General features: G+C 60.2%; 21 protein-coding genes. 17 read left to right on the top strand and 4 right to left on the bottom strand.

Annotated features, from left to right (window positions below; genetic code table 11):
• Positions 1-63: 63 nt before the first annotated feature.
• The 12 genes from OSA81_02670 to OSA81_02615 all read left to right on the top strand — a co-directional run bounded on the left by OSA81_02670 (position 64) and on the right by OSA81_02615 (position 9,951).
• On the top strand, positions 64-918 hold the full coding sequence (locus OSA81_02670) for a sigma-70 family RNA polymerase sigma factor (GenBank protein ID MDE0897898.1): 855 nt from the start codon (positions 64-66) through the stop codon (positions 916-918).
• 186 nt (positions 919-1,104) lie between these two features.
• Positions 1,105-1,533 carry a 50S ribosomal protein L13 gene (gene rplM / locus OSA81_02665; protein MDE0897897.1) on the top strand — a complete coding sequence of 143 codons (429 nt, stop codon included), beginning with the start codon at positions 1,105-1,107 and terminating at the stop codon, positions 1,531-1,533.
• Positions 1,534-1,547: 14 nt separating this feature from the next.
• Positions 1,548-1,946 carry a 30S ribosomal protein S9 gene (rpsI, locus tag OSA81_02660; protein ID MDE0897896.1) on the top strand — a complete coding sequence of 133 codons (399 nt, stop codon included), beginning with the start codon at positions 1,548-1,550 and terminating at the stop codon, positions 1,944-1,946.
• A gap of 89 nt (positions 1,947-2,035) precedes the next feature.
• Positions 2,036-3,022 (top strand): 30S ribosomal protein S2, encoded by a 987-nt coding sequence (gene rpsB, locus OSA81_02655; protein MDE0897895.1) that lies wholly within the window; start codon positions 2,036-2,038, stop codon positions 3,020-3,022.
• A gap of 158 nt (positions 3,023-3,180) precedes the next feature.
• The gene (tsf, locus tag OSA81_02650) at positions 3,181-3,789 is read left to right on the top strand and encodes a translation elongation factor Ts (GenBank protein ID MDE0897894.1); all 609 of its coding nucleotides are present in this window, start codon (positions 3,181-3,183) and stop codon (positions 3,787-3,789) included.
• Between the two features lie 5 nt (positions 3,790-3,794).
• The gene (pyrH, locus tag OSA81_02645) at positions 3,795-4,511 is read left to right on the top strand and encodes a UMP kinase (protein ID MDE0897893.1); all 717 of its coding nucleotides are present in this window, start codon (positions 3,795-3,797) and stop codon (positions 4,509-4,511) included.
• A gap of 25 nt (positions 4,512-4,536) precedes the next feature.
• The gene (gene frr, locus OSA81_02640) at positions 4,537-5,088 is read left to right on the top strand and encodes a ribosome recycling factor (protein ID MDE0897892.1); all 552 of its coding nucleotides are present in this window, start codon (positions 4,537-4,539) and stop codon (positions 5,086-5,088) included.
• A gap of 22 nt (positions 5,089-5,110) precedes the next feature.
• On the top strand, positions 5,111-5,854 hold the full coding sequence (locus OSA81_02635; protein ID MDE0897891.1) for an isoprenyl transferase: 744 nt from the start codon (positions 5,111-5,113) through the stop codon (positions 5,852-5,854).
• 9 nt (positions 5,855-5,863) lie between these two features.
• Positions 5,864-6,745 (top strand): phosphatidate cytidylyltransferase, encoded by an 882-nt coding sequence (locus tag OSA81_02630; protein MDE0897890.1) that lies wholly within the window; start codon positions 5,864-5,866, stop codon positions 6,743-6,745.
• A 37-nt stretch (positions 6,746-6,782) separates the two neighbouring features.
• Positions 6,783-7,955 carry a 1-deoxy-D-xylulose-5-phosphate reductoisomerase gene (dxr, locus tag OSA81_02625; protein MDE0897889.1) on the top strand — a complete coding sequence of 391 codons (1,173 nt, stop codon included), beginning with the start codon at positions 6,783-6,785 and terminating at the stop codon, positions 7,953-7,955.
• Complete coding sequence (gene rseP / locus OSA81_02620) at positions 7,952-9,313, top strand: RIP metalloprotease RseP (protein ID MDE0897888.1); 1,362 nt, start codon at positions 7,952-7,954, stop codon at positions 9,311-9,313. Before dxr ends, rseP begins: the two co-directional genes overlap by 4 nt.
• A gap of 5 nt (positions 9,314-9,318) precedes the next feature.
• A complete protein-coding gene (locus tag OSA81_02615; GenBank protein ID MDE0897887.1) occupies positions 9,319-9,951 on the top strand; it encodes a DUF922 domain-containing protein in 633 nt (210 codons plus the stop codon).
• A 35-nt stretch (positions 9,952-9,986) separates the two neighbouring features.
• Here the strand turns inward: OSA81_02615 and OSA81_02610 are convergent, their stop codons facing one another.
• Genes OSA81_02610 through OSA81_02595 form a run of 4 tightly spaced genes read right to left on the bottom strand, consistent with a single transcriptional unit; the run spans position 9,987 to position 13,315 of the window.
• Complete coding sequence (locus OSA81_02610; protein ID MDE0897886.1) at positions 9,987-10,808, bottom strand: MBL fold metallo-hydrolase; 822 nt, start codon at positions 10,806-10,808, stop codon at positions 9,987-9,989.
• Positions 10,805-12,022 carry a putative sugar nucleotidyl transferase gene (locus OSA81_02605; GenBank protein ID MDE0897885.1) on the bottom strand — a complete coding sequence of 406 codons (1,218 nt, stop codon included), beginning with the start codon at positions 12,020-12,022 and terminating at the stop codon, positions 10,805-10,807. The genes OSA81_02610 and OSA81_02605 overlap by 4 nt, the downstream gene beginning before the upstream one ends.
• The gene (locus OSA81_02600; protein MDE0897884.1) at positions 12,019-13,092 is read right to left on the bottom strand and encodes a mannose-1-phosphate guanylyltransferase; all 1,074 of its coding nucleotides are present in this window, start codon (positions 13,090-13,092) and stop codon (positions 12,019-12,021) included. The genes OSA81_02605 and OSA81_02600 overlap by 4 nt, the downstream gene beginning before the upstream one ends.
• A complete protein-coding gene (locus tag OSA81_02595; protein MDE0897883.1) occupies positions 13,058-13,315 on the bottom strand; it encodes a response regulator in 258 nt (85 codons plus the stop codon). Before OSA81_02595 ends, OSA81_02600 begins: the two co-directional genes overlap by 35 nt.
• A gap of 329 nt (positions 13,316-13,644) precedes the next feature.
• Here OSA81_02595 and OSA81_02590 point away from each other — a divergent pair, with 329 nt between their 5' ends.
• From OSA81_02590 to OSA81_02570, 5 genes are read left to right on the top strand one after another with little or no spacing between them, the layout of a single operon-like run.
• Positions 13,645-14,220, top strand: coding sequence for a hypothetical protein (locus OSA81_02590; protein ID MDE0897882.1), 576 nt, complete (start codon positions 13,645-13,647; stop codon positions 14,218-14,220).
• Positions 14,221-14,238: 18 nt separating this feature from the next.
• Positions 14,239-15,519 carry a serine--tRNA ligase gene (gene serS, locus OSA81_02585; protein MDE0897881.1) on the top strand — a complete coding sequence of 427 codons (1,281 nt, stop codon included), beginning with the start codon at positions 14,239-14,241 and terminating at the stop codon, positions 15,517-15,519.
• Between the two features lie 15 nt (positions 15,520-15,534).
• On the top strand, positions 15,535-16,719 hold the full coding sequence (locus tag OSA81_02580) for an ATP-binding protein (protein MDE0897880.1): 1,185 nt from the start codon (positions 15,535-15,537) through the stop codon (positions 16,717-16,719).
• Positions 16,712-18,982 carry a UvrD-helicase domain-containing protein gene (locus tag OSA81_02575; protein MDE0897879.1) on the top strand — a complete coding sequence of 757 codons (2,271 nt, stop codon included), beginning with the start codon at positions 16,712-16,714 and terminating at the stop codon, positions 18,980-18,982. Before OSA81_02580 ends, OSA81_02575 begins: the two co-directional genes overlap by 8 nt.
• Positions 18,979-19,323 (top strand): aspartyl/glutamyl-tRNA amidotransferase subunit C, encoded by a 345-nt coding sequence (locus tag OSA81_02570; GenBank protein MDE0897878.1) that lies wholly within the window; start codon positions 18,979-18,981, stop codon positions 19,321-19,323. The genes OSA81_02575 and OSA81_02570 overlap by 4 nt, the downstream gene beginning before the upstream one ends.

Here is a 19,323-nt window from a genome sequence, read left to right as displayed (position 1 = left end):
CAGGGCGTCGGATCCGCAGTGAGCCGACAAGGCCCGTACCGGCACTTCCCACCCGCGCGCTAGATGACCTTCTCATCCCGCAGAGATTCCTCCCGGGAAGGCTCGCTGGACCAATATCTGAAGGAAATCAGTCAGTACCCGCTCATCGACCGGGCAGAGGAAGCGCGCCTCGCGAAGCTCATCCGCCAGGATGATGAAGAAGCGCTCAATAAGCTGGTCCGTTCGAACCTCCGCTTCGTCGTTTCGGTGGCCAAGAAATATCAGAATCAGGGCGTGCCGCTCTCGGATCTGATCAACGAGGGAAACTTCGGACTCATTCGAGCTGCCCATAAGTTCGACGAGACCAAGGGCATCAAGTTCATCAGTTATGCCGTTTGGTGGATCCGACAGGCGGTCCTGCAGGCTCTCGCTGAGCAGAGCCGTATCGTTCGAGTCCCGCTGAATCGTGCCGGTGCCCTGTATCGTATCGGGCGGCGGACCTCGACGCTGCTGCAGGAATTGGGGCGCGAGCCGACGGTAGACGAGATCGCTGAGGACCTAGACGTGTCGAAGGCAGAGATCGAGCGGACGCTGGCGATCTCTCATACGCACCTGTCGCTCGATGCGCCGATGACCCCAGGTGGAGACAATCGCCTGCTCGACTATCTCCCCGATCAATATTCGCCCGGTCCGGAAGAAGAAGCGTTCGAACATGCGCTCAAGGCCACCATCGAGGATTCCCTCTCGTCTCTCAAAGAGCGCGAGGCGAAGATCCTCCGGTTGTATTTCGGCCTCGACGATCAGGACCCGATGACCCTGGAAGAGATTGGTGAAATCTTGGGGGTTACTCGGGAGCGCATTCGGCAGATCAAGGAAAAGGCGCTGGGTCGGCTGCGCCATGCGTCGCGATCGCGCTTCTTGGAGACCTTCCGGGAGTAGCCGGCGACTGAGGTGAAACCGGGCAGGAAAGCCATCACTTGTCCGGTCGCCGTCCTCCTACGCGCACAGCCCGCCAAGGCGCCTCGGAAACCCGCATGACACAAGGAGGTCTGGCCGTTGACGCTTTTTTGCTTCCCGTCTAACTTTGGAAGCTCTTTTCAGAAGCGCCCAATCGTAAGCCTTGGTATGAAAACGTATACACCGAAAGCCGCGGACATCGAGCACCATTGGTGGCTCGTAGACGCGACCGACAAGCCGCTCGGGCGGCTCGCGACAGAAGTCGCTTCCATCATTCGCGGCAAACGGAAGGCGATGTACACCCCGCATCTCGACACTGGGGACAACGTCGTCGTCGTGAACGCCGAGAAGATCCGCCTGACTGGTAAAAAGGCCGATCAAAAAACCTATTTCCGCCATTCCGGATATATGGGCCATGAAAAGCACATCCCATTCCGTCGAATGATCGAGACACACCCTGAGCGCGTTATCGAGCTGGCGGTAAAGGGCATGCTGCCCAAGAACACACTCGGTCGTGCCCTGCAGAAGAAGTTGAAGGTCTACGCAGGGACCGATCATCCCCATCAGGGCCAGCGGCCCGAGCCCCTGGACATCTGAGGAATACGACCGAAATGGCTGATGTGACGAACCAAATTCAGACCGTCGGACGCCGTAAGCGTTCGGTGGCCCGCGTGCTTCTACGTCCCGGAACCGGCAAATGGGTCGTGAACGGGCGCGAGATGCCCGACTACTTCCCGCGCCCCACGCACCAGATCCGTATTGAGGAGCCGTTCAAGGTCGCAGACCTTGAGGGCACCTTCGATGTCACGGTCCGTGTACACGGTGGTGGCCTGACTGGGCAGTCCGACGCTGTTCGCATGGGACTTTCCCGTGCGCTTGTCGCTCATGATGAAGAACTCCGGGGTGCACTTCGCGAGAAGGGCATGCTGACACGCGACGCACGCCAGGTCGAGCGTAAGAAGCCCGGCCGTCCCAAGGCGCGTAAGCGGTTCCAGTTCTCCAAGCGTTAAACATTCGCTAAACCCATTCGGCGCTGGCTTCGGCCGCGTCATATCCTGACCGGGGCGTATATCGGCCCCGAATAAGAGAAACGAACAACATGTCTGACGTACGTCTCGACCAACTTCTCGAGGCCGGAGTTCATTTCGGCCACCAGACCCGCCGTTGGAATCCGAAGATGAAGCCTTTCATCTTCGCGGAGCGCAACGGCATCCACATCATCGACCTCCGCAAGACGCTTGATCGTCTTGTCGTCGCCCAGCAGGCGATTCGCGAGGTGATACTCCGCGGTGACCGAGTCCTCTTCGTCTGCACCAAGAAGCAGCTCAAGGGTGTGGTTGAGCAGGAGGCTAAAGACTGTGGCTCCTTCTGGGTTACAGAGCGCTGGCTAGGTGGTATGCTCACGAATTTCCAGACAATTCGTCAGCAGATCCGGCGGCTGAAAGAGCTCGAGCGCGGAAGTGAGGAGAATTCTTGGGAGTTCTACACCAAGAAAGAGCGCCTCATGCTCGACCGCGAGCGTATCAAGCTCGATAAGTACTTGGTCGGGGTTAAGGACATGGGGCGACTCCCCGGAGCAATGTTCGTCGTGGATGCGCGCCGTGAGGGGATTGCAGTGAAGGAAGCTCAGAAACTGGGCATCCCGGTCATTGCGATTACGGATACGAATGCCGATCCAGACCCGATCAACTATCCGATCCCGGGCAACGATGACGCGATCCGTTCGGTCACACTGATCGCCAAGGCGATTACTGACACGATTACGGCGGCCCGTAAGGAAGTACCCGACGACGAGCGGCGCCGGACGGACGAGCTCGAGGCCACAACGTACTCGACCGAAACGGGTGAGACGACAGAGAAGGAAGCTCCGAAGCGTCGTCGTCCTCGCCGGAAGCGTCGTCCAAGCCCCCAAGTGATCGCGGGTCAGGTGAATTCGGATGGAGAAGAAGGTGAGGCCGGTGCGGAGGTAGCTGAGGGTTCAGAAACTTCAACTGCCGAAGCCCCAGCTGCCGAAGCTTCGGTCGCGGAGGGCGAAGCTGCACCTGAGGTGGCCACCGAGGAGATCAAGGCCAACGCCGACGAGTAACATGGGTCGTTCGCGACCCTGGCTCGCCGGCTCGCTGGCGAGGTGAGAGCCTTGGAAGGTCTGGGCTCGACAGAGGCGGCGCGGGTGCCAGAACCACGGCCCTGCCGCCTCTTTTCACGACCCGGAGAATGCCGGGCGTTGACAACGAAATGATGCCGATGAGTGATGCTACGATGATCAGCGCGAAAGACGTAAAAAAGCTCCGCGATATGACTGGCGCGGGCATGATGGACTGCAAGAAGGCTTTGACGGAAACCGAGGGCGACATTGAGAAGGCCGTCGATCTTCTCCGGGCCAAGGGTGCAGCCAAGGCAGCGAAGCGAGCCGAGAAGTCTGCGAAGGAGGGTGTGATCGGGAGTTACATCCACTTCGACAACAAGACTGCGGTGATCGTGGAGTTGAACTGCGAGACCGACTTCGTTGCAAACACCGATGATTTCCGTGCACTGGCTCGCGATATTGCGATGCACATCGCGTCGACCGCTCCGCTATCGGTCTCGCCGGACGAGATTGACGCCGAGGTGATCGAACGTGAGAAGGCCGTGTACCTCGAGCAGGCTCGCGAAGAGGGCAAGCCCGATGAGATTGCGGCGAAAATGGTTGCGGGGCGTCTGCAAAAGTTCTTCAAGGAGAGCACTCTGCTTGCGCAGCCGTTCGTAAAGGATCCGGACAAGACGGTTGAGCAACTCATCACCGAGGTGTCTTCCACCGTGGGTGAGAAGATCCAGATTTCCCGGTTTGCGCGCATGAAGGTTGGTGAGCGGTAACCCTGATGAGCGGCGACCTGCGATACAAACGAGTGCTCCTGAAGCTTTCCGGCGAGGCCCTCGCCGGAAAGCGGGGCTTCGGTATCGAACCCTCTGTCGTTGATCAACTGACGGATGAGATCCAGGCCCTCGTGGAGATGGGTGTTTCCCTGGGCATTGTCATTGGCGGCGGCAACATCGTGCGCGGAGCGATCGCGTCCAAAGAAGGCATGGATCGAGTTCAGGCCGACTACATGGGCATGTTGAGTACGGTGATCAACGCTCTGGCGGTCCAGGATCTTCTTGAGACAAAGGGTGTCGAAACTCGCGTCATGACTGCGATTCGCATGGAAGAGATCGCGGAGCCGTACATTCGCCGCCGGGCCATGCGCCACATGGAGAAGGGTCGAGTTGTACTTTTCGCCGGCGGCACAGGGAACCCGTACTTCTCGACCGACACTGCTGCGGTCTTGCGTGCCATCGAGATGGAGTCTGACGTCGTTATCAAGGCGACGAAGGTAGACGGGGTCTTTACTGCGGACCCAGTCACCGACCCGACGGCAGTGTTCATTCCCGAGATTTCGTTTCAGGAGGTGGTGACACGTGAATTGGCGGTCATGGACACCACCGCGGTGACGCTCTGCAAAGAGAACAATCTGCCGATCATCGTGCTCAATCCCAGCAATAGCGGCGCGGTCGCTGACGCAATTCGTGGAGAGCACGTAGGCACTTTAGTATCTTAGCCAACTAACTCATTCAGAGGTCTTCATGCCGACGGTCGAAAACGCCAAAGAACGGATGAATGCGGCGGTAGACGCCATGCGGCGTGAGTTCGCCACTGTACGAACGGGAAAGGCCACACCGGCTCTCCTTGATACGGTCCGCGTCGACGCCTACGGGTCGAAGATGCCCCTCAATCAGGTCGCCACGGTCAGTACGCCTGAGCCGAGCCTCCTCATGGTCCAGCCCTTCGACAAATCGATTCTGCCGGATGTGGAGCGGGCCATAATGACGGCAGACCTAGGCCTGAACCCGTCCAACGATGGGAACGTGATCCGGATTCCGATTCCTCCGCTTAACGAGGAGCGCCGGAAGGAATTTGTGAAGGTGCTCCACAAGATGGCTGAGGACGGACGGATCTCTGTCCGCCACGCCCGACGAATCGTGCGGGACGAGATCCACGGGTTGGTGAAGGAGCATGATCTCGGGGAGGATGAGGGCCGCCGACGTGAAGATGCTCTTGAGAAGGTTACTCACGAATTCGCTACCAAGATCGACGACATGCTGAAACACAAGGAAGCTGAGGTGATGGCGATCTAGTCCCGCCTCACGAATTGATCTAATGCCCAGTGACCGCCTCGATCGAATTCGCCTAGCCAATGATGTGCCCTCGCACGTAGCCGTGATAATGGACGGAAACGGCCGGTGGGCTTGCGATCGCGGACTCCCTCGGCACCTAGGCCATCGTGAGGGGATGAAATCCGTGAGAGAGGCGATCGAGGGAGCCGTCGACTCGGGCGTCAATATTCTCACTCTGTTCGCGTTCTCCACAGAAAACTGGAGCCGCCCCGCGCAGGAAGTTTCTGCGCTGATGGTTCTCCTGCAGCTGTACGCAAAAAAAGAAGGGACTGAGTTACGGCGCCAAGGCGTGGAGGTTCACGTCCTGGGGGACCTTGAGCGGATTGATGCCCCGACACGTTCGGCGGTCGACGCGATTGTCAGCAAGACCCGGGGCGGCACCGCCCTTCGACTGAACCTGATGATCTCCTACGGCGGAAGAGAGGAAATCCTGAGAGCGGCGCGTATCCTCGCGGATCGAGTCGCTCAGGGCTCACTTTCAGTGGAGGATATCGATGAAGATGAGCTGGCTGGAGCGCTTTTTACTCCGGGAGTCCCCGACCCTGATCTCCTGATCAGGACCTCGGGAGAATACCGCATTAGCAATTTCATGCTGTGGCAGCTTGCGTACACTGAGCTGTATATCACTGATGTGCTGTGGCCGGACTTCGATCGTGAACACCTTTTTGACGCGATCCTCAACTTTCAGCGGCGCGAGCGACGGTTTGGACGAGTCGCGTCGGAGTGAGCACAAACCGTGGGTGAACTGGGGAAACGCTTCGCAGTGGCAGGGGCCGGAATTCCGATGTTTCTGGGGCTGTCCTACCTTGGGGGTTGGTTTCTGGCACTCCCTCTTTCGGCTTTCGCGGGGTGGGCGACGCACGAGATTTATCGCCTGGCGCATCGGCAAAATATCGAACCGATCGAATGGGTAGGTGTGCCTGCGGCCGCAGTCCTGGTCCTTCTCGGCGGCTGGCTGCCGTCCTTCACCGCCTACGCGCCTTGGGCACTCGCGGTCATTGGCGCGACGACCCTGATTGCACTCGTTGCGTCCATGCTGACCAGGGGACCAGGTGGAAACCCGCTGGCCGCCAGCGGAATCACCGTGGTCGCAACGGTCTACGTGGGTCTGGCTCTCGCATGCGCCCCGCTCTTGCACGCGCTCCCTGCTGCAGCGGGATGGGTAGCTCCCGAGGGCGCAGCACTGGGTGGACTGGCCGCTGTGGCGCTGCCACTCTTTGCCACATGGATTGGCGATGCCGCTGCCTTGTTCGCTGGGACGGCGTGGGGGAAGCGCAAGCTCGCCCCGACCATCAGCCCGAATAAGAGCTGGGTTGGATTCTGGGGAGATGTGATTGGCGCGGCCTTCGGCGGGGTGCTCTGGTTCGTTGTCCTTGGTCCCAAGCTCCCGAACGCTCCACTCGGGGGCATGTGGGTCTTGGCCGCGCTCGGTGCTTTGCTGGGTGCGACCGCCGTACTGGGCGATCTGATCGAGTCTCTGCTGAAGCGGGAAGCAGGGGTCAAGGACTCCGGAACGTTCTTCCCGGGCCACGGTGGGGTCATGGACCGAGTCGACTCGCTTCTTTTTACGTTTCCCGCCGCGTACTGCCTGCTGCTGATCTTGGGGTGGCTGTCGTGATCACGCGCCCCATCGCACCGGCGGGGTCGCGCTCACCGTGATTCGGATCGCACTACTTGGATCGACCGGTTCGATCGGACGGAGTGCGCTCCAGGTAGTGTCCCGCCATCCGGACCGCTTGAAGGTCGTCGCACTTACGGCTAATCGGCGAAGTGCGGAGCTCGAAGCCCAGGTCAGCATCTTTGAGCCTGACACCGCGGTCTTGAGTGACCCGACCGTAGCGCTGCCCCAGTCCACGAGTCAGACACGTTGGCGATCGGGGCGTGAGGCTCTGATCGAGGTCGCAGCCCGGGACGACGTCGACGTGGTACTCAACGCCTGTGTAGGCGCGGCGGGCCTTGGGCCGACCCTCGCCGCCTTGAGGTCGGGTCACCGCGTCGCATTAGCCAATAAAGAGTCTCTGGTCGTGGGAGGGCCGCTAGTTCTCAATGCCGCGCATGCTGGTGGCGGTGAGATTATTCCCATCGACTCGGAACACAGCGCGATTCTCCAATGCCTCGAAGGCAGTCAAATCGAGGATGTCCAGCGGATCATCCTTACGGCCTCCGGCGGCCCATTCCGTGGCCGCACGGCTCAGGATCTTTGTGACGTCTCAGCGGCGCAGGCCCTGAAGCATCCTACCTGGGATATGGGCGCCAAGATCACCATCGATTCTGCGACGCTGGCGAACAAGGCTCTCGAAGTGATTGAGGCTCACTACCTCTACGGGCTCGAATACGACCAGATCGGAGCGGTGATTCACCCGCAGTCGATCATCCATTCGTTCGTGGAGTTGGTGGACGGGTCTGTCCTTGCACAGCTGGGCTTCCCGACGATGGAGATCCCGATTCTCTATGCGCTGGTGTACCCCGAGCGAGTGGCCGATAGCGCTCTGCGCTCATACGACCCTGTACAGTCACCGCCTTTGACGTTCGAAGACATCGACCATTTGGCGTTCCCGATGTTCGCCCTTGGTGTCGACGCCGGTCGACGGAGCGGATGCACCCCGTTGGTGTACAACGCCGCAAATGAAGTCGCCGTACAGGCCTTTCTGGAAGATCGGATCAGTTTCCCCGAGATTGCCGACGTGGTCGCGGAAGCGATGGATCGCACCGGGACTTCAGACCTTCGTGACATGGATGACGTGATCGCCGTTGATACGGCGGCCCGGGAAGTGGCGGTGGATGTCACCGTACGGCTCGGCGAAGCGAGAATGGGAACCAACTCATGACAATATTGGCGACCGTAGTCGTACTTGGTGTACTGATTTTTGTGCACGAACTCGGCCATTTTTGGGCTGCAAAGGCCGTGGGCATCGAAGTCCAGCGCTTTTCGATCGGGCTCGGACCACGAATCTTCGGCTTCACGCGAGGGGAGACGGAGTACGTCATCAGCGCGATACCTCTCGGCGGCTATGTCAAAATGGGCGGCATGGACGACGAGGTCATGGAGAAGCTCGAGGGTGGCGAAGTCCCTGTTGAGGGACGCGTGCCGAGTGACAGGGATTTCGATGCGAAGCCGATTTGGGCGCGGACGCTCGTAATCTCCGCCGGCGTGATCATGAACATGCTGTTCGCCTTTGGCACATACACCTTCCTGGCTGCACGGTATGGCATCCAGGAACTCGACACCACGAGGATCGGATTCGTCGAATTGGGGGCGCTGCCTCCTGGCACTGAGGCGCTGGGAACTGTCGAGCCTGGGAGTCGCATCATCCGCATGGGCGACGTCACCACCGAGGATTGGGGCGACGTCCAGGATGGGTTATTCCGTAGTGCGCCGGGCCCTCTCCGTATCGACATGGTTGAGCCTACGCGAACGGTAGAAATCCGTATCCCAGTCACAGAGGGTGAGCGACGGAGGCTGACCCTCGCCGTAGAAGTGTGGAGAGAAGCTGGAGTCGGATTTGCGACGCCGGGTTCGCCGGCCTCGGATGCAGGGATGGAAGAAGGCGATCGCGTTGTGGAGGTGGACGGGAACGCGACCTTGAATTGGTCGTTCTTCGTCCAGCAAATTGAGGCTCGACCTGGCGAGCGCGTGGCTCTCACGTTGGTCCGTGACGGGAGTGAAATATCACGCAACGTCACGCTGGATGTTGAAAAACTGGAGCGGCCGGACGGATCGATGACGGAAGTCGGGCGTATCGGCATCAGCCCACCGCTGATCGCCACCACGTACACGCGGGTTTCGATCGGGCAAGCCTTCGAGGCGGGTTACCGAGAGACTGCCGCTGTCACAGCGCTCATCCTTGGGTTCCTGCGTGATCTGGTCACGTTGAACATCTCTCCACGTTCCGTCGGCAGCATCGTGACCATCGGGGAGGCGTCCGGACAGGCAGCAGCGGCGGGCATCGATGTGTTTCTGCGTTTCATGGCACTGTTCAGCATCAACCTCGCTGTTCTGAACATGCTCCCCATTCCGGTCCTCGACGGTGGTCACTTGGTGTTCCTGGGGATCGAGGCCATCCGTGGGGGTCGGGCTCTCAGCCTGGAGCAGCGGCTGAAGTGGAGCAATGTCGGCTTCTTCATGATCGTCGGGATTATGATCTGGGCGCTCGGAAATGATTTCCTAAGGTTGCTTGGGCTCTAGTGCCGATGGCGTGGTATCGCGTTCTGGCCGTTGCGCTCTTGGTCCTGGCCGGTCCGTTGGTGGTCTCGGCGCAACTGTTGCCACCGGAAGAGCGTGGGAGAGCACTTTCTTCGGCGGAAGCGGGCCCGCCCTCGATACCGGGTGTACATGTCCGGTCCGTGGAGGAGTTCTACGAACTCGACGAACCCACACTCACGCAGGTCGTGGAGCGCCTGAACCACACACACCTCGAAGGGCCCGAAGCCCCTCGATCTCAGGGGCTGACCCGCTTCGACATTCGCCCTGAATGGAACGCCGTCGCGAGAGGCGGTCGGTGCCGGGTACGAGAGGTCGAGGTCTTCGTCCAGATTACGGTCACTCTGCCGAGGTGGTCACCAATCGCCGGCCAACTGGCGGCGGAGCAGGGTGGATGGAGCAACATCGAACAGGCGATCCAGCAGCATGAGTATCGGCACCGGGATCTTGTGATCCTAGCTGCAGCGGACTTGCTAGAGTCGATTGGAGACCTTGAGGCCCAGGGGTGCACGACGCTGCGTCAGGTCGTTGCCAGTACGCTGTCTGTCGCGGACAGCCGTCTTACCGCGGCGCACGCCGAACTGGATCGTACCGCGCCATACCGACTAGCCGTCGAGGACTGAGACGGACGGTTTGGTCCGAGCGGGGCTCGAGCGAGTTAGAGCAGTGTGAGTTGGTTCGAGTCTGAGCGATACCGGAGGCTTTCCACGTCCAGTAGGTCGGTCGGCTGGTTCTGAGAGGCCACCTCCAGATGCCCGACCCATCCCGCCTTTTTGAGAGCGTTTCCGACCACTTCGAGCGCGAGTGACTCCGTGTTAGCCTGCTTCGACAGATGGGCGAGGATGACGGCCGCCAGTCGGGGATGCATCAGCTCTGTTGCGAGCCGAGCGGAAGCCTCGTTGGACAAGTGGCCGTGGCTCGAGGAGATGCGTCGTTTCACTGAGGCTGGATAGCTGCTCATGTGAAGCATCACCTCATCGTGGTTGGCCTCGAGGACCAGCACGTCGCAGCCTTCCAGGGCGTGTCGAATCTGGGTCGTCGGCCGACCTAGGTCGGTCGCAACCCCCAGCTTGAGGCCTGTGCATTGATCGACGATGGCCACGCCGACCGGATCCGCCGCGTCGTGGACGGTCAGGAATGGCTCAATCAGTGCGTCTCCAACAGTGAAGGCTCGGCTTGGTGAGTAGTCGATGACTCGCTCCGTGCCGCAGAACAGCTTGGCGCACGCATCTCGGGTGCGGTCGGTCATGTAGATTCGGGTGCCGTACCTTCTGGCGAAGATGCCGACACCACTGGTGTGGTCGGAGTGCTCATGGGTGACCACGATTGCGTTGATCGACTCGGGCTCGATGTCCAGCACGGCTAACCGCTCCACCACCGATTTTCCACTGAACCCGGCATCAACCAGAATCCGGGTATTCCCGGCCTGAACGAAGACGGAATTGCCTCCACTCCCGCTTCCGAGTACAGAGAGTTTCACTCCGCTCGCCTGCCCGCGGTTGCCCTCCACGCTGTGCACAACACGGCGAGGACTCCAGGCGTCAAGAGTTGATCTCGGCGAGCCATCGCACGCTCGGCGGTCTCAAGGAACTTGTCCAGCCTGTGATCCCGTCGGTCGGCGCCTGCCCCCCAACTGAACGGGGCCACCACTGTCGGCGGCATTGTGCCTCCGAACACATTCGTTCCGGCTCCCAAAATCGAACCTGTATTGAGGACAGTGCCGATGCCGGTCTTTACGTGGTCGCCAAGAAAGCATCCGACCTTCATCAACCCGGTGTCGAGCTCACCGTCCGGCGTCCACACACGAACGTCGCGGTAGTTGTTCTTGAGGTCGGAGTTGGTGGTGAACGCACCGAGATTTACCCACCGGCCCAGAATCGCGTGTCCGATGTGTCCATCGTGCGCCTTGTTCACGAATCCGAGAAAGACGGAATGGGCGACCTCTCCGCGTACCAGGCAGACCGGACCGATCGAAGACGTTCCGACGGATCCGCCAAAGATTGTGGACCCCGGGCCTACGAAGAGCGGCCCCGTGAGTCGTGCGGGTCCTTCGACGCGAGCATTCTCGGAAAGTCTGATCGGCCCTTGGCGGACGTCAACGTGGACGCCGGGTTCGATTATCGCACCCTCAGCCAGGGAGATTGCATGATCACCGATCCGGATCACTCCCACCGGGTCGGAGTCGGTTGGCCATAGTTCGCTAATATCGCTCGTGATCCGATCGTCGTTCTCCGCGATCAGGTCCCATGGGCGCCCGAGGAGTTCTCCTATGAGGTCGAGACGCCCAGCCGAGTCCGGTGCGGCCGATGGGTCACGAAGCCACAGTTCGTGTGGCGGTGGTGCGCCCTCAGGCAGCACCCATCCGACGGCCTCACCCCGGACGAAGATACGCGCGGGCCCTGTGGGCAGAATGACGTCCTGTGTCTCAAGCACGACTCGGCTCGAAAGCAGGACAGACGGAACGTCCGAGGGCAGATCGTCGAGGGCGATCGCCGGAGCTGCTCCCGGTTCGTCAAAGCCGATCAGAGCTGTACGGCTGAGGTGTGCCGCGCAGGTTAGTCCGATGGCTCGTTCCGATCGCTCGCGAATCGTGAAACAACCAAAGAGCATCTCTCCGACGGGGCGGGTAAGAGAAAACGGGGCCCAACGGCGCGCTAGGCGGTCGTCGAAGAGGTAGAGGCGAGGTTCGCTCAAGGCTTCTGGCCCTCCATTCGCGCGAGGAGATCCTTCATTTCGCCGGCCCGTGATCGCGGCAGCACCATCGTCGTGCCTCCACTCTGTACGACGATCAGATCATCGACTCCGAGAACGACCACCGACGCGTTCCCATCTGCGTAGATCACATTGCCTGTCGCATCCACCGCGTGGCCAGGCCCAAGGATGATATTCTCACTGCTGTCGGCGGAGCGTGTCCGTGCCAGCGCTTCCCAGCTCCCGACGTCGTCCCACGTAAAACGCGCAGTGACAGTGCCTACCCGTTCACTCCGCTCCATCACCGCCCGATCGATCACGCTGACCGGAACCGCGTCGAAGAAGGCGGTGTCGCTTTCCTCGATCCGCGGGAGATGCTCTGCGACTTCTGGGGCGTATTGTTCAATTTCCGCCAACAGCGTTGAGGCCTTCCAGACGAAGATTCCCGTGTTCCAGAGATAGCCATCGTCGACATATCGTTGAGCGGTTTCGGCGTCCGGCTTTTCATGAAACGCGCGGACTCGATACGCGGCGGCTTCACCCTCGCTCTCGATCACCTCTCCCGGCTCGATATGCCCATACCCGGGTTCCACCCGCTGCGGAGGCACGCCAATGCTGAGCAGGAGGTCGTCACGGGTAGCAATCTCGACGGCACTCGCGACTGTTTCCACGAACCCTGAGATCGGTTCGATCAGGTGGTCCGCGTGAAGGGACACCATGACCGCGTCGGGATCTAGTTTGTGGAGCTTCCAGGCGGCCCATGCCAGAACAGGCGCGGTCCCCCGTGCTCTGGGCTCGATCCAGTAGCTAGAGTCAGGCAGGGAGTCGACTACCCCCTGGAACGGTGCCGCGAGGTGGTCGCCAGCAAGGATTCTGATGCGTTCGTCCGGGACCAGTGCTCTCGCCCGGTCGACGGTGTCGACGATGAGCGGGCGTTCACTGGCCAGAGGAAGAAGCTGCTTGGGGCGCTGCGGCCTGCTGGCGGGCCAGAAACGGGACCCGATCCCGCCCGCGAGGACGGTAACCCAGACTCGGGGACTAATCGCGGCCGAGGATCTCTTCGGTTCGGGCAATGAGTTTCTTGGGGCTGAAGGACTTGGTAAGGAAGTCGTTGGCGCCACTGGCCAGCGCAGCTTCCCGGTCCGCATCCTGTCCCTTCTCAGTCAGAATGATGACCGGAGTATCGGCTCGCCGGGGGTCCTCACGAATTTTGGAGAGAATCTCGAGTCCATTGGTGTCTGGCATCATGAGGTCGCGAATCACCAGATCGACGTCTTCGGTTCCCAGTTCGCCCAAGCCTTGATTCCCACTGGAGGCCACTATGCCCACCCGCGGTTACCGAGCATCGCGCTGAGCACGCGTCGAATGTGAGGCTCGTCGTCAACCACGAGGATGCGGACATTTTCCTGAACAGTCGAAACCTCAGGCACCGCATCACCTCTCACGAAGGAACCTCGACCGACTGTAGGCGACAGGCGGTGCCATCTACCACAGGACGGTCGTTGAACCTACCGGGCAAATGGGGTAAAGTCAAGTAACTACGCGCGTTTTCGGGGTTGACCGTTGTGCCTTGCCCGGACAACTTCCCCACCTCCTTCGGTACCTGTTCGAGGCTCTGTCTTCTGATGTCTGCTCAACCCCGTCATCGATGGCCTAGCGTTGTCGCGCTCTGTGCCGCCCTCCTCATGGGCGTCGTGGCGTGTGGTGATGATCCCTTCGCTTTCGACTGGACCGACGATCCCGATACTGTGCTGCTCTATTCGCTCGCCCGGCCGGAGTTGAATCTCGTTTCTGCGTTCAGCTTTTTCAAAGGAATTCCGGTCCAGGTAGAGGCCGCTGGCGTTACCGGAAGTTGGGATCTCGCGGTTGATACAAGGGTGAACAAACTGGTGCTCTTGCCTCCCGGGGCCCTCAATGTGATCGGTAAGGCGGCGATCAGTACGCTGGAGAACATGACCCTCGCGGATGTGACCGAGGCGCCGGCCGACACGCTCGACTATGTCGATGACCAGCCCGTGCCGGTGACTATGGGTACGGTGTATGTCGTGAAGACCAACCGGGCGACGGGCTCATTTGGGGAAAGCTGTGTCTACTATGCGAAGTTGACTCCGGTGATCATCGACGTGCCTGGTGGGACCCTCACTCTCGAGTACGTGACCAATCCGGTTTGTAACAGCCAGGATCTGGTTCCCCCCAACTGACCCCGGGGTACCCCGACCATGCTGGACATCCGAAGGCTTCGAGCCGAACCCGATGAGGTGAAGGCCGCCCTCGCAAAACGTGACCCGAGCTTGATCGCCGCGATCGACCGGATATTGTCTCTAGACGAGGAGCGGCGCGAAGGGCTTGGCGTCGCCAACGACCTGAAGGCTGAGAGAAATGCAGCCTCGAAAAAGGTCGGAGAGCTGAAGCGGACTGGAGGGGACGCCGCCGAACTCATCGCGCGCACGAGAGAGCTCGGCGATAGGATCGCCGAGCTCGATGAAAGCGTGCGTACGGTGGATGCAGAGATTCGCGAGTCGCTCCTCGCGACCCCCAACACGCCGCTTGAACGGGTCCCGGCGGGTGGAGAGGAAAACAATCAAATCCTGTCTACCTGGGGCGAGCCAGCCTCGTTCACTTTCGAGCCTAAGGCCCACTGGGACCTGGGTGAGGACCTCGGCATTCTCGACATGCCGCGTGGGGCGAAGATCACGGGTTCAGCGTTCCCGGTATTGAAAGGCCCGGGTGCGAAGTTGCAGCGAGGACTCATCAACTATTTTCTCGATGTGCACACCACCGAACATGGATACGACGAGGTGCGTGTTCCGTACTTGGTAAACCGGGACTCGATGATAGGCACAGGTCAATTGCCCAAGTTCCATGATGAGGCATACCACACCGAACGGGACGAATTGTACCTGATCCCTACGGCCGAGGTGCCTGTCACGAATCTACACCGCGACGAGCTGCTCTCGATCGAGGAAATGCCGATCCTCTACACGGCCTATTCCCCGTGTTTCCGCCGAGAGGCCGGCGCTGCGGGGAAGGACACCCGGGGCCTGCTCCGTGTCCATCAGTTCGATAAGGTCGAACTGGTTCGCTACGAAGTACCTGAGCGAAGCCTCGAAGCATTGGAAGAGCTGACTCGTCAAGCCGAGGTGCTCCTCGAGAGACTGGGCCTCCACTATCGCCGCCTGCTGCTCGCGGCGGGCGATGTTGGTCAAAGTGGGGGAATGACCTACGACCTGGAGGTGTGGGCTCCGGGTGTTGGCTCGTGGCTCGAGGTTTCCAGCTGCACGACATTTACCGATTATCAGGCGCGCCGCGCGAATCTTCGCTTCCGGCGGTCGCAGAGCGAGAAGCCGGAATTCTTACACACGCTGAATGGGTCGGCACTCGCGCTGCCGAGGGTCGTCGCGGCGCTCCTCGAGACGTATCAGGAAGCCGACGGCTCCGTCTCGCTTCCCGAGGTGTTGCACCCATACGTTGGGAGCGCTCGGCTTACTGCGACGCGCTGAGGACCGGAACAACCGATGATACGCATCAAGTGGCCCGTCGCACTCGCGACGCTGTTCGTGATGCTTCTGGGTTGGTATCTGGTTTATACCGAGCAGATTTTCCGCACGGTTCAGGAAAATTCAGAACTCCTGTCGCTGATCTACACCGAGGTGCTCGAGGGACTCGGCTCACAGGACCCACTCCGAGAGACTCAGGCTCTTTTCGAACTGCAGCGGATCGTGACGCAGTCCGGAGTGCCGATGGTCGTTATGGGTCCAGGCGATACCGTGCTCAGCCACGTGAATCTTCCGTTTACGGTGAACGACGCGACCCCGGAGGGGCAGGATCGGATACGTGCGTACGTGCGTATGCTCGACGAGGTCCACGATCCGGTCGGAGACCCTACCAGTCCCCAGCACATCCATTTCGGAGATTCAGAGGAAGTTGGGAGTCTCCGCCGGGTGCCATTTCTACAGGCCGCGGGCCTTCTGCTCACCACGGTCATCGGATTTCTCGTCTTCCGATATCAACGCCGTGCTGAGAGCGAGAAGGCCTGGACAGCGATAGCACGGGAGCTGGCGCACCAGTTGGGGACACCCCTGTCATCGCTTGCCGGTTGGCTGGAGGTTCTCCGATTGAGCCCGGCCGAAAGGCCGGGTGACCTGGACGACTTCGAAATCGCCTCGTCGATCGGCGAGGACCTCGAACGGCTCGAACGCATTAGTCATCGCTTTGAATTGATTGGCACGGAGCCTGAGCTGCTGAGCCTCTCGGTGCGCCAAGTCGTTGAAGACCTCGAGGGGTACCTCGCTGCGCGAATTCCGAGAATCGCGCGCAAGGGAGTAGACCTCGTCGTCGATATCCCTTCCGGGCTGCCGAGAGTGAAGGGCAACGAGGTATTGCTCATCTGGGCGCTCGAGAACGTCGTAAAGAACGCGCTCGATGCACTTGCGGGCCGTGGCGGAAAAATCACCATATACGCGCGCGATATCGGAGGCGACTGGGTGAGCCTTCGTATCCGTGATACCGGACCGGGCGTCGACCCCGAGATCCGGGATAAGATATTTGAGCCTGGCGTTTCCTCGAAATCTGGAGGGTGGGGGGTTGGACTCGCGCTTTCCCGTCGGATTGTCGAAGGCGTTCACAAAGGCAAAATCGAGCTCCTCGAGACGGTCGAGGGCACCACATTCCAGATTCGACTACCGGCGGCTGATGCCTGACACTTCCTTGGCGCCACACCTCACAGGGCTCAATCCTGAGCAACTTGAGGCGGCCGCTCATTTTGAAGGCCCCATTCTCGTACTCGCCGGAGCTGGCTCCGGAAAAACCCGCGTGCTAACTGCCCGTGTGTGCAACCTGATCCACCACCATGGCGTGCCTGCGAATCGTGTCCTTGCAGTCACGTTTACGAACAAGGCAGCCGGCGAAATGCGTTCGCGTATTACCCGACTGCTCGACGTCGAACCGAGCGGCATGTGGGTGGGCACCTTCCACGCGATCGGTGCGCGGCTCCTGCGCAGGCATGCGGACCGTCTGGGTTGGGATCGCACGTTCAGCATCTTCGACGCGGATCAGGCCCTCCGACTCGTGAAGTCTGTTCAGGAGTCGGTCGGTCTTGATCCGAAGCGGTGGAACCCGAAGGGGATCCGCGCCGAGATCAGCAGCGCGAAGAACCAGTTGATTGATGCAGAGACCTTCGCGAGAGACAACGAAGGGTCGTTCGATCTCTTCGTGCGAAACGTCGCCAAGGTGTTTCCAGAGTATCAGAAGGCCTTGAAGCAACAGAATGCCATGGACTTTGACGACCTGCTCATGAAGCCAGTCCAGCTTCTCGAGGCCAATCCCGAACTCCTGGAGAGCTATCAGGAGCGCTTCGCGTTTGTGCTCGTCGACGAGTACCAGGACACGAATCGTGCCCAGTTTCGCTTCGTTGAACTCGTTGCAGGGGAACACGCAAACCTGATGGTCGTGGGGGATGACGACCAGTCGATTTATGGATGGCGCGGCGCGGATATCCGGAACATTCTCGACTTCGAGGATTCGTTTCCAAAAGCGCGCACCGTCCGGTTGGAGCGCAACTATCGCTCTACGCGACGTATCCTCGACGCAGCCAATCATGTGATTGCGGAGAACGTGAATCGGAAAGGAAAGACACTCCGGACGGAGCGTGAAGGTGGGGATGCGATCACGGTGCTCGAGTCGTTTGACGAAAACGACGAGGCTCGCTGGATCGTCGAGGAGATTGAGACGCGCATGCGCGAAACGCCGGGGATGCCCTACTCGTCCTCGGCCGTTTTGTACCGAACGAATGCGCAGGCTCGTGCTCTGGAAGATGGCTTTCGTCGCGAAGGGGTCCCGTATCAGGTGGTTGGTAGCGTTCGGTTCTATGAGCGTCGCGAGATCCAGGACGTCTTGGCCTACCTCCGTCTGATCTCCAATCCGAGGAATGCGATCGCCTTCGCCCGAGTGGTGAACTATCCGCGGCGCGGGGTGGGCCTCACCACCCAGGAGCACCTAAAGAAGTGGGCTGCGGATCAGAGGATTTCTCTGCTTGACGCTGCCCTTCGCGCGCACGAGATCCCCGGAATTCGGGTCGCTGGTGCGAGTGGCTTGGCACGCTTTGCGACCTTGATCCAGCGGTTCAGCGTCCGCGCTACACAGGCTCGGGTTGGCGATCTACTCGAAGAGCTCGTCGAAGAGCTCGACCTCGTCCGGCATCTGATTGAGGAGGGGCCAGAGGGAGAAGACCGGTCCCGAAACGTGACTGAGCTGATCGCCGGGGCGGTCGACTTCGATGCGTCACTCGTGCAAAGTGTTGCCGAAGAGGATGTCGACACATTTACCGAGTTGGACCTCTTCCTTCAGCAGGTCGCTCTGGTCGCGGATGTCGATCGGCTCGATCCCAATGCCGACACCGTGACGCTGATGACGCTCCACAATGCGAAAGGACTCGAGTTCCCGCTGGTCTTTATCGCGGGGGTAGAGGAGGGACTGTTTCCTCTGGGTCGGTCGTACGACGACCCAGCCTCGCTGGAGGAAGAGCGCCGACTCTTCTATGTCGGGATCACCCGCGCCGAGGACAAGCTCTCAATTTCTTGGGCAAGGCAGCGAAGAAGAGCTGGAGATTTCACACAAAACACCCTTTCCTCGTTTGTGGATGCGATACCTGACGAACTGATTGAGGGGCGGAAATCGAAGAGGCTGAGTCTGGTCCATCAGTCCACACCGCATCAAAGACGGCCGAGGGCGTATGAGTCTTCATCGTCGTGGGAGAGCGACGAACCTGATATCGAGGCGGGAATGAATCAGGACACGCCGCGTTTCGTGAAAGGCGAACGGGTGGTTCATCCCACGTTTGGATCAGGTTCCGTTCTTGAAATCTCTGGATTCGGTCGGGACCTCAAGGTCACCGTCGAATTCGATGAGGAAGGAAGAAAGAAGCTTTTGCTCCGCTACGCATCCCTGGAGACGGACTGGCCATGAGCGTCGATCGGTCGGAGGTGGAACGCATCGCGGGCCTCGCGCACCTCAAGCTCAGTCAAGCTGAGGCCGACCAGATGTCTCAGGAAATGACGAGAATCCTCGAGCACGCTGAGGCGCTTCGGGCGCACACTTGGGCCGATGGCACTGGCCCGTCGTCAGATGACGCTGGGCCGCCATCGGCAGTATTCCACTTCACGGAACCGGTGCGCTCGTCTGAATGTGACATTGACCCGAGCCGGACAGATGAGGCAGGAAACACGAGCAGTGCAGCGCTGATGGCGGAGGGGTTCTTCGTCGTGCCACGGCCACCCGGAATGACGGATCCTGATCGGTCCGAATGA

It is taken from the genome of Longimicrobiales bacterium, from assembly GCA_028823235.1.
In the GTDB taxonomy this organism is placed as follows: domain Bacteria; phylum Gemmatimonadota; class Gemmatimonadetes; order Longimicrobiales; family Gaopeijiaceae; genus UBA2589.
Note: the sequence above shows the minus strand (reverse complement) of the source record. Positions and strands in the feature narration are given on the sequence as shown.

Coding starts and splice junctions, on each gene's coding strand:
- OSA81_02670 (MDE0897898.1), top strand. CDS start 64: ATGACCTTCTCATCCCGCAGAGATTCCTCCCGGGAAGGCTCGCTGGAC.
- rplM (MDE0897897.1), top strand. CDS start 1,105: ATGAAAACGTATACACCGAAAGCCGCGGACATCGAGCACCATTGGTGG.
- rpsI (MDE0897896.1), top strand. CDS start 1,548: ATGGCTGATGTGACGAACCAAATTCAGACCGTCGGACGCCGTAAGCGT.
- rpsB (MDE0897895.1), top strand. CDS start 2,036: ATGTCTGACGTACGTCTCGACCAACTTCTCGAGGCCGGAGTTCATTTC.
- tsf (MDE0897894.1), top strand. CDS start 3,181: ATGAGTGATGCTACGATGATCAGCGCGAAAGACGTAAAAAAGCTCCGC.
- pyrH (MDE0897893.1), top strand. CDS start 3,795: ATGAGCGGCGACCTGCGATACAAACGAGTGCTCCTGAAGCTTTCCGGC.
- frr (MDE0897892.1), top strand. CDS start 4,537: ATGCCGACGGTCGAAAACGCCAAAGAACGGATGAATGCGGCGGTAGAC.
- OSA81_02635 (MDE0897891.1), top strand. CDS start 5,111: ATGCCCAGTGACCGCCTCGATCGAATTCGCCTAGCCAATGATGTGCCC.
- rseP (MDE0897888.1), top strand. CDS start 7,952: ATGACAATATTGGCGACCGTAGTCGTACTTGGTGTACTGATTTTTGTG.
- OSA81_02615 (MDE0897887.1), top strand. CDS start 9,319: ATGGCGTGGTATCGCGTTCTGGCCGTTGCGCTCTTGGTCCTGGCCGGT.
- OSA81_02590 (MDE0897882.1), top strand. CDS start 13,645: ATGTCTGCTCAACCCCGTCATCGATGGCCTAGCGTTGTCGCGCTCTGT.
- serS (MDE0897881.1), top strand. CDS start 14,239: ATGCTGGACATCCGAAGGCTTCGAGCCGAACCCGATGAGGTGAAGGCC.
- OSA81_02580 (MDE0897880.1), top strand. CDS start 15,535: ATGATACGCATCAAGTGGCCCGTCGCACTCGCGACGCTGTTCGTGATG.
- OSA81_02575 (MDE0897879.1), top strand. CDS start 16,712: ATGCCTGACACTTCCTTGGCGCCACACCTCACAGGGCTCAATCCTGAG.
- OSA81_02570 (MDE0897878.1), top strand. CDS start 18,979: ATGAGCGTCGATCGGTCGGAGGTGGAACGCATCGCGGGCCTCGCGCAC.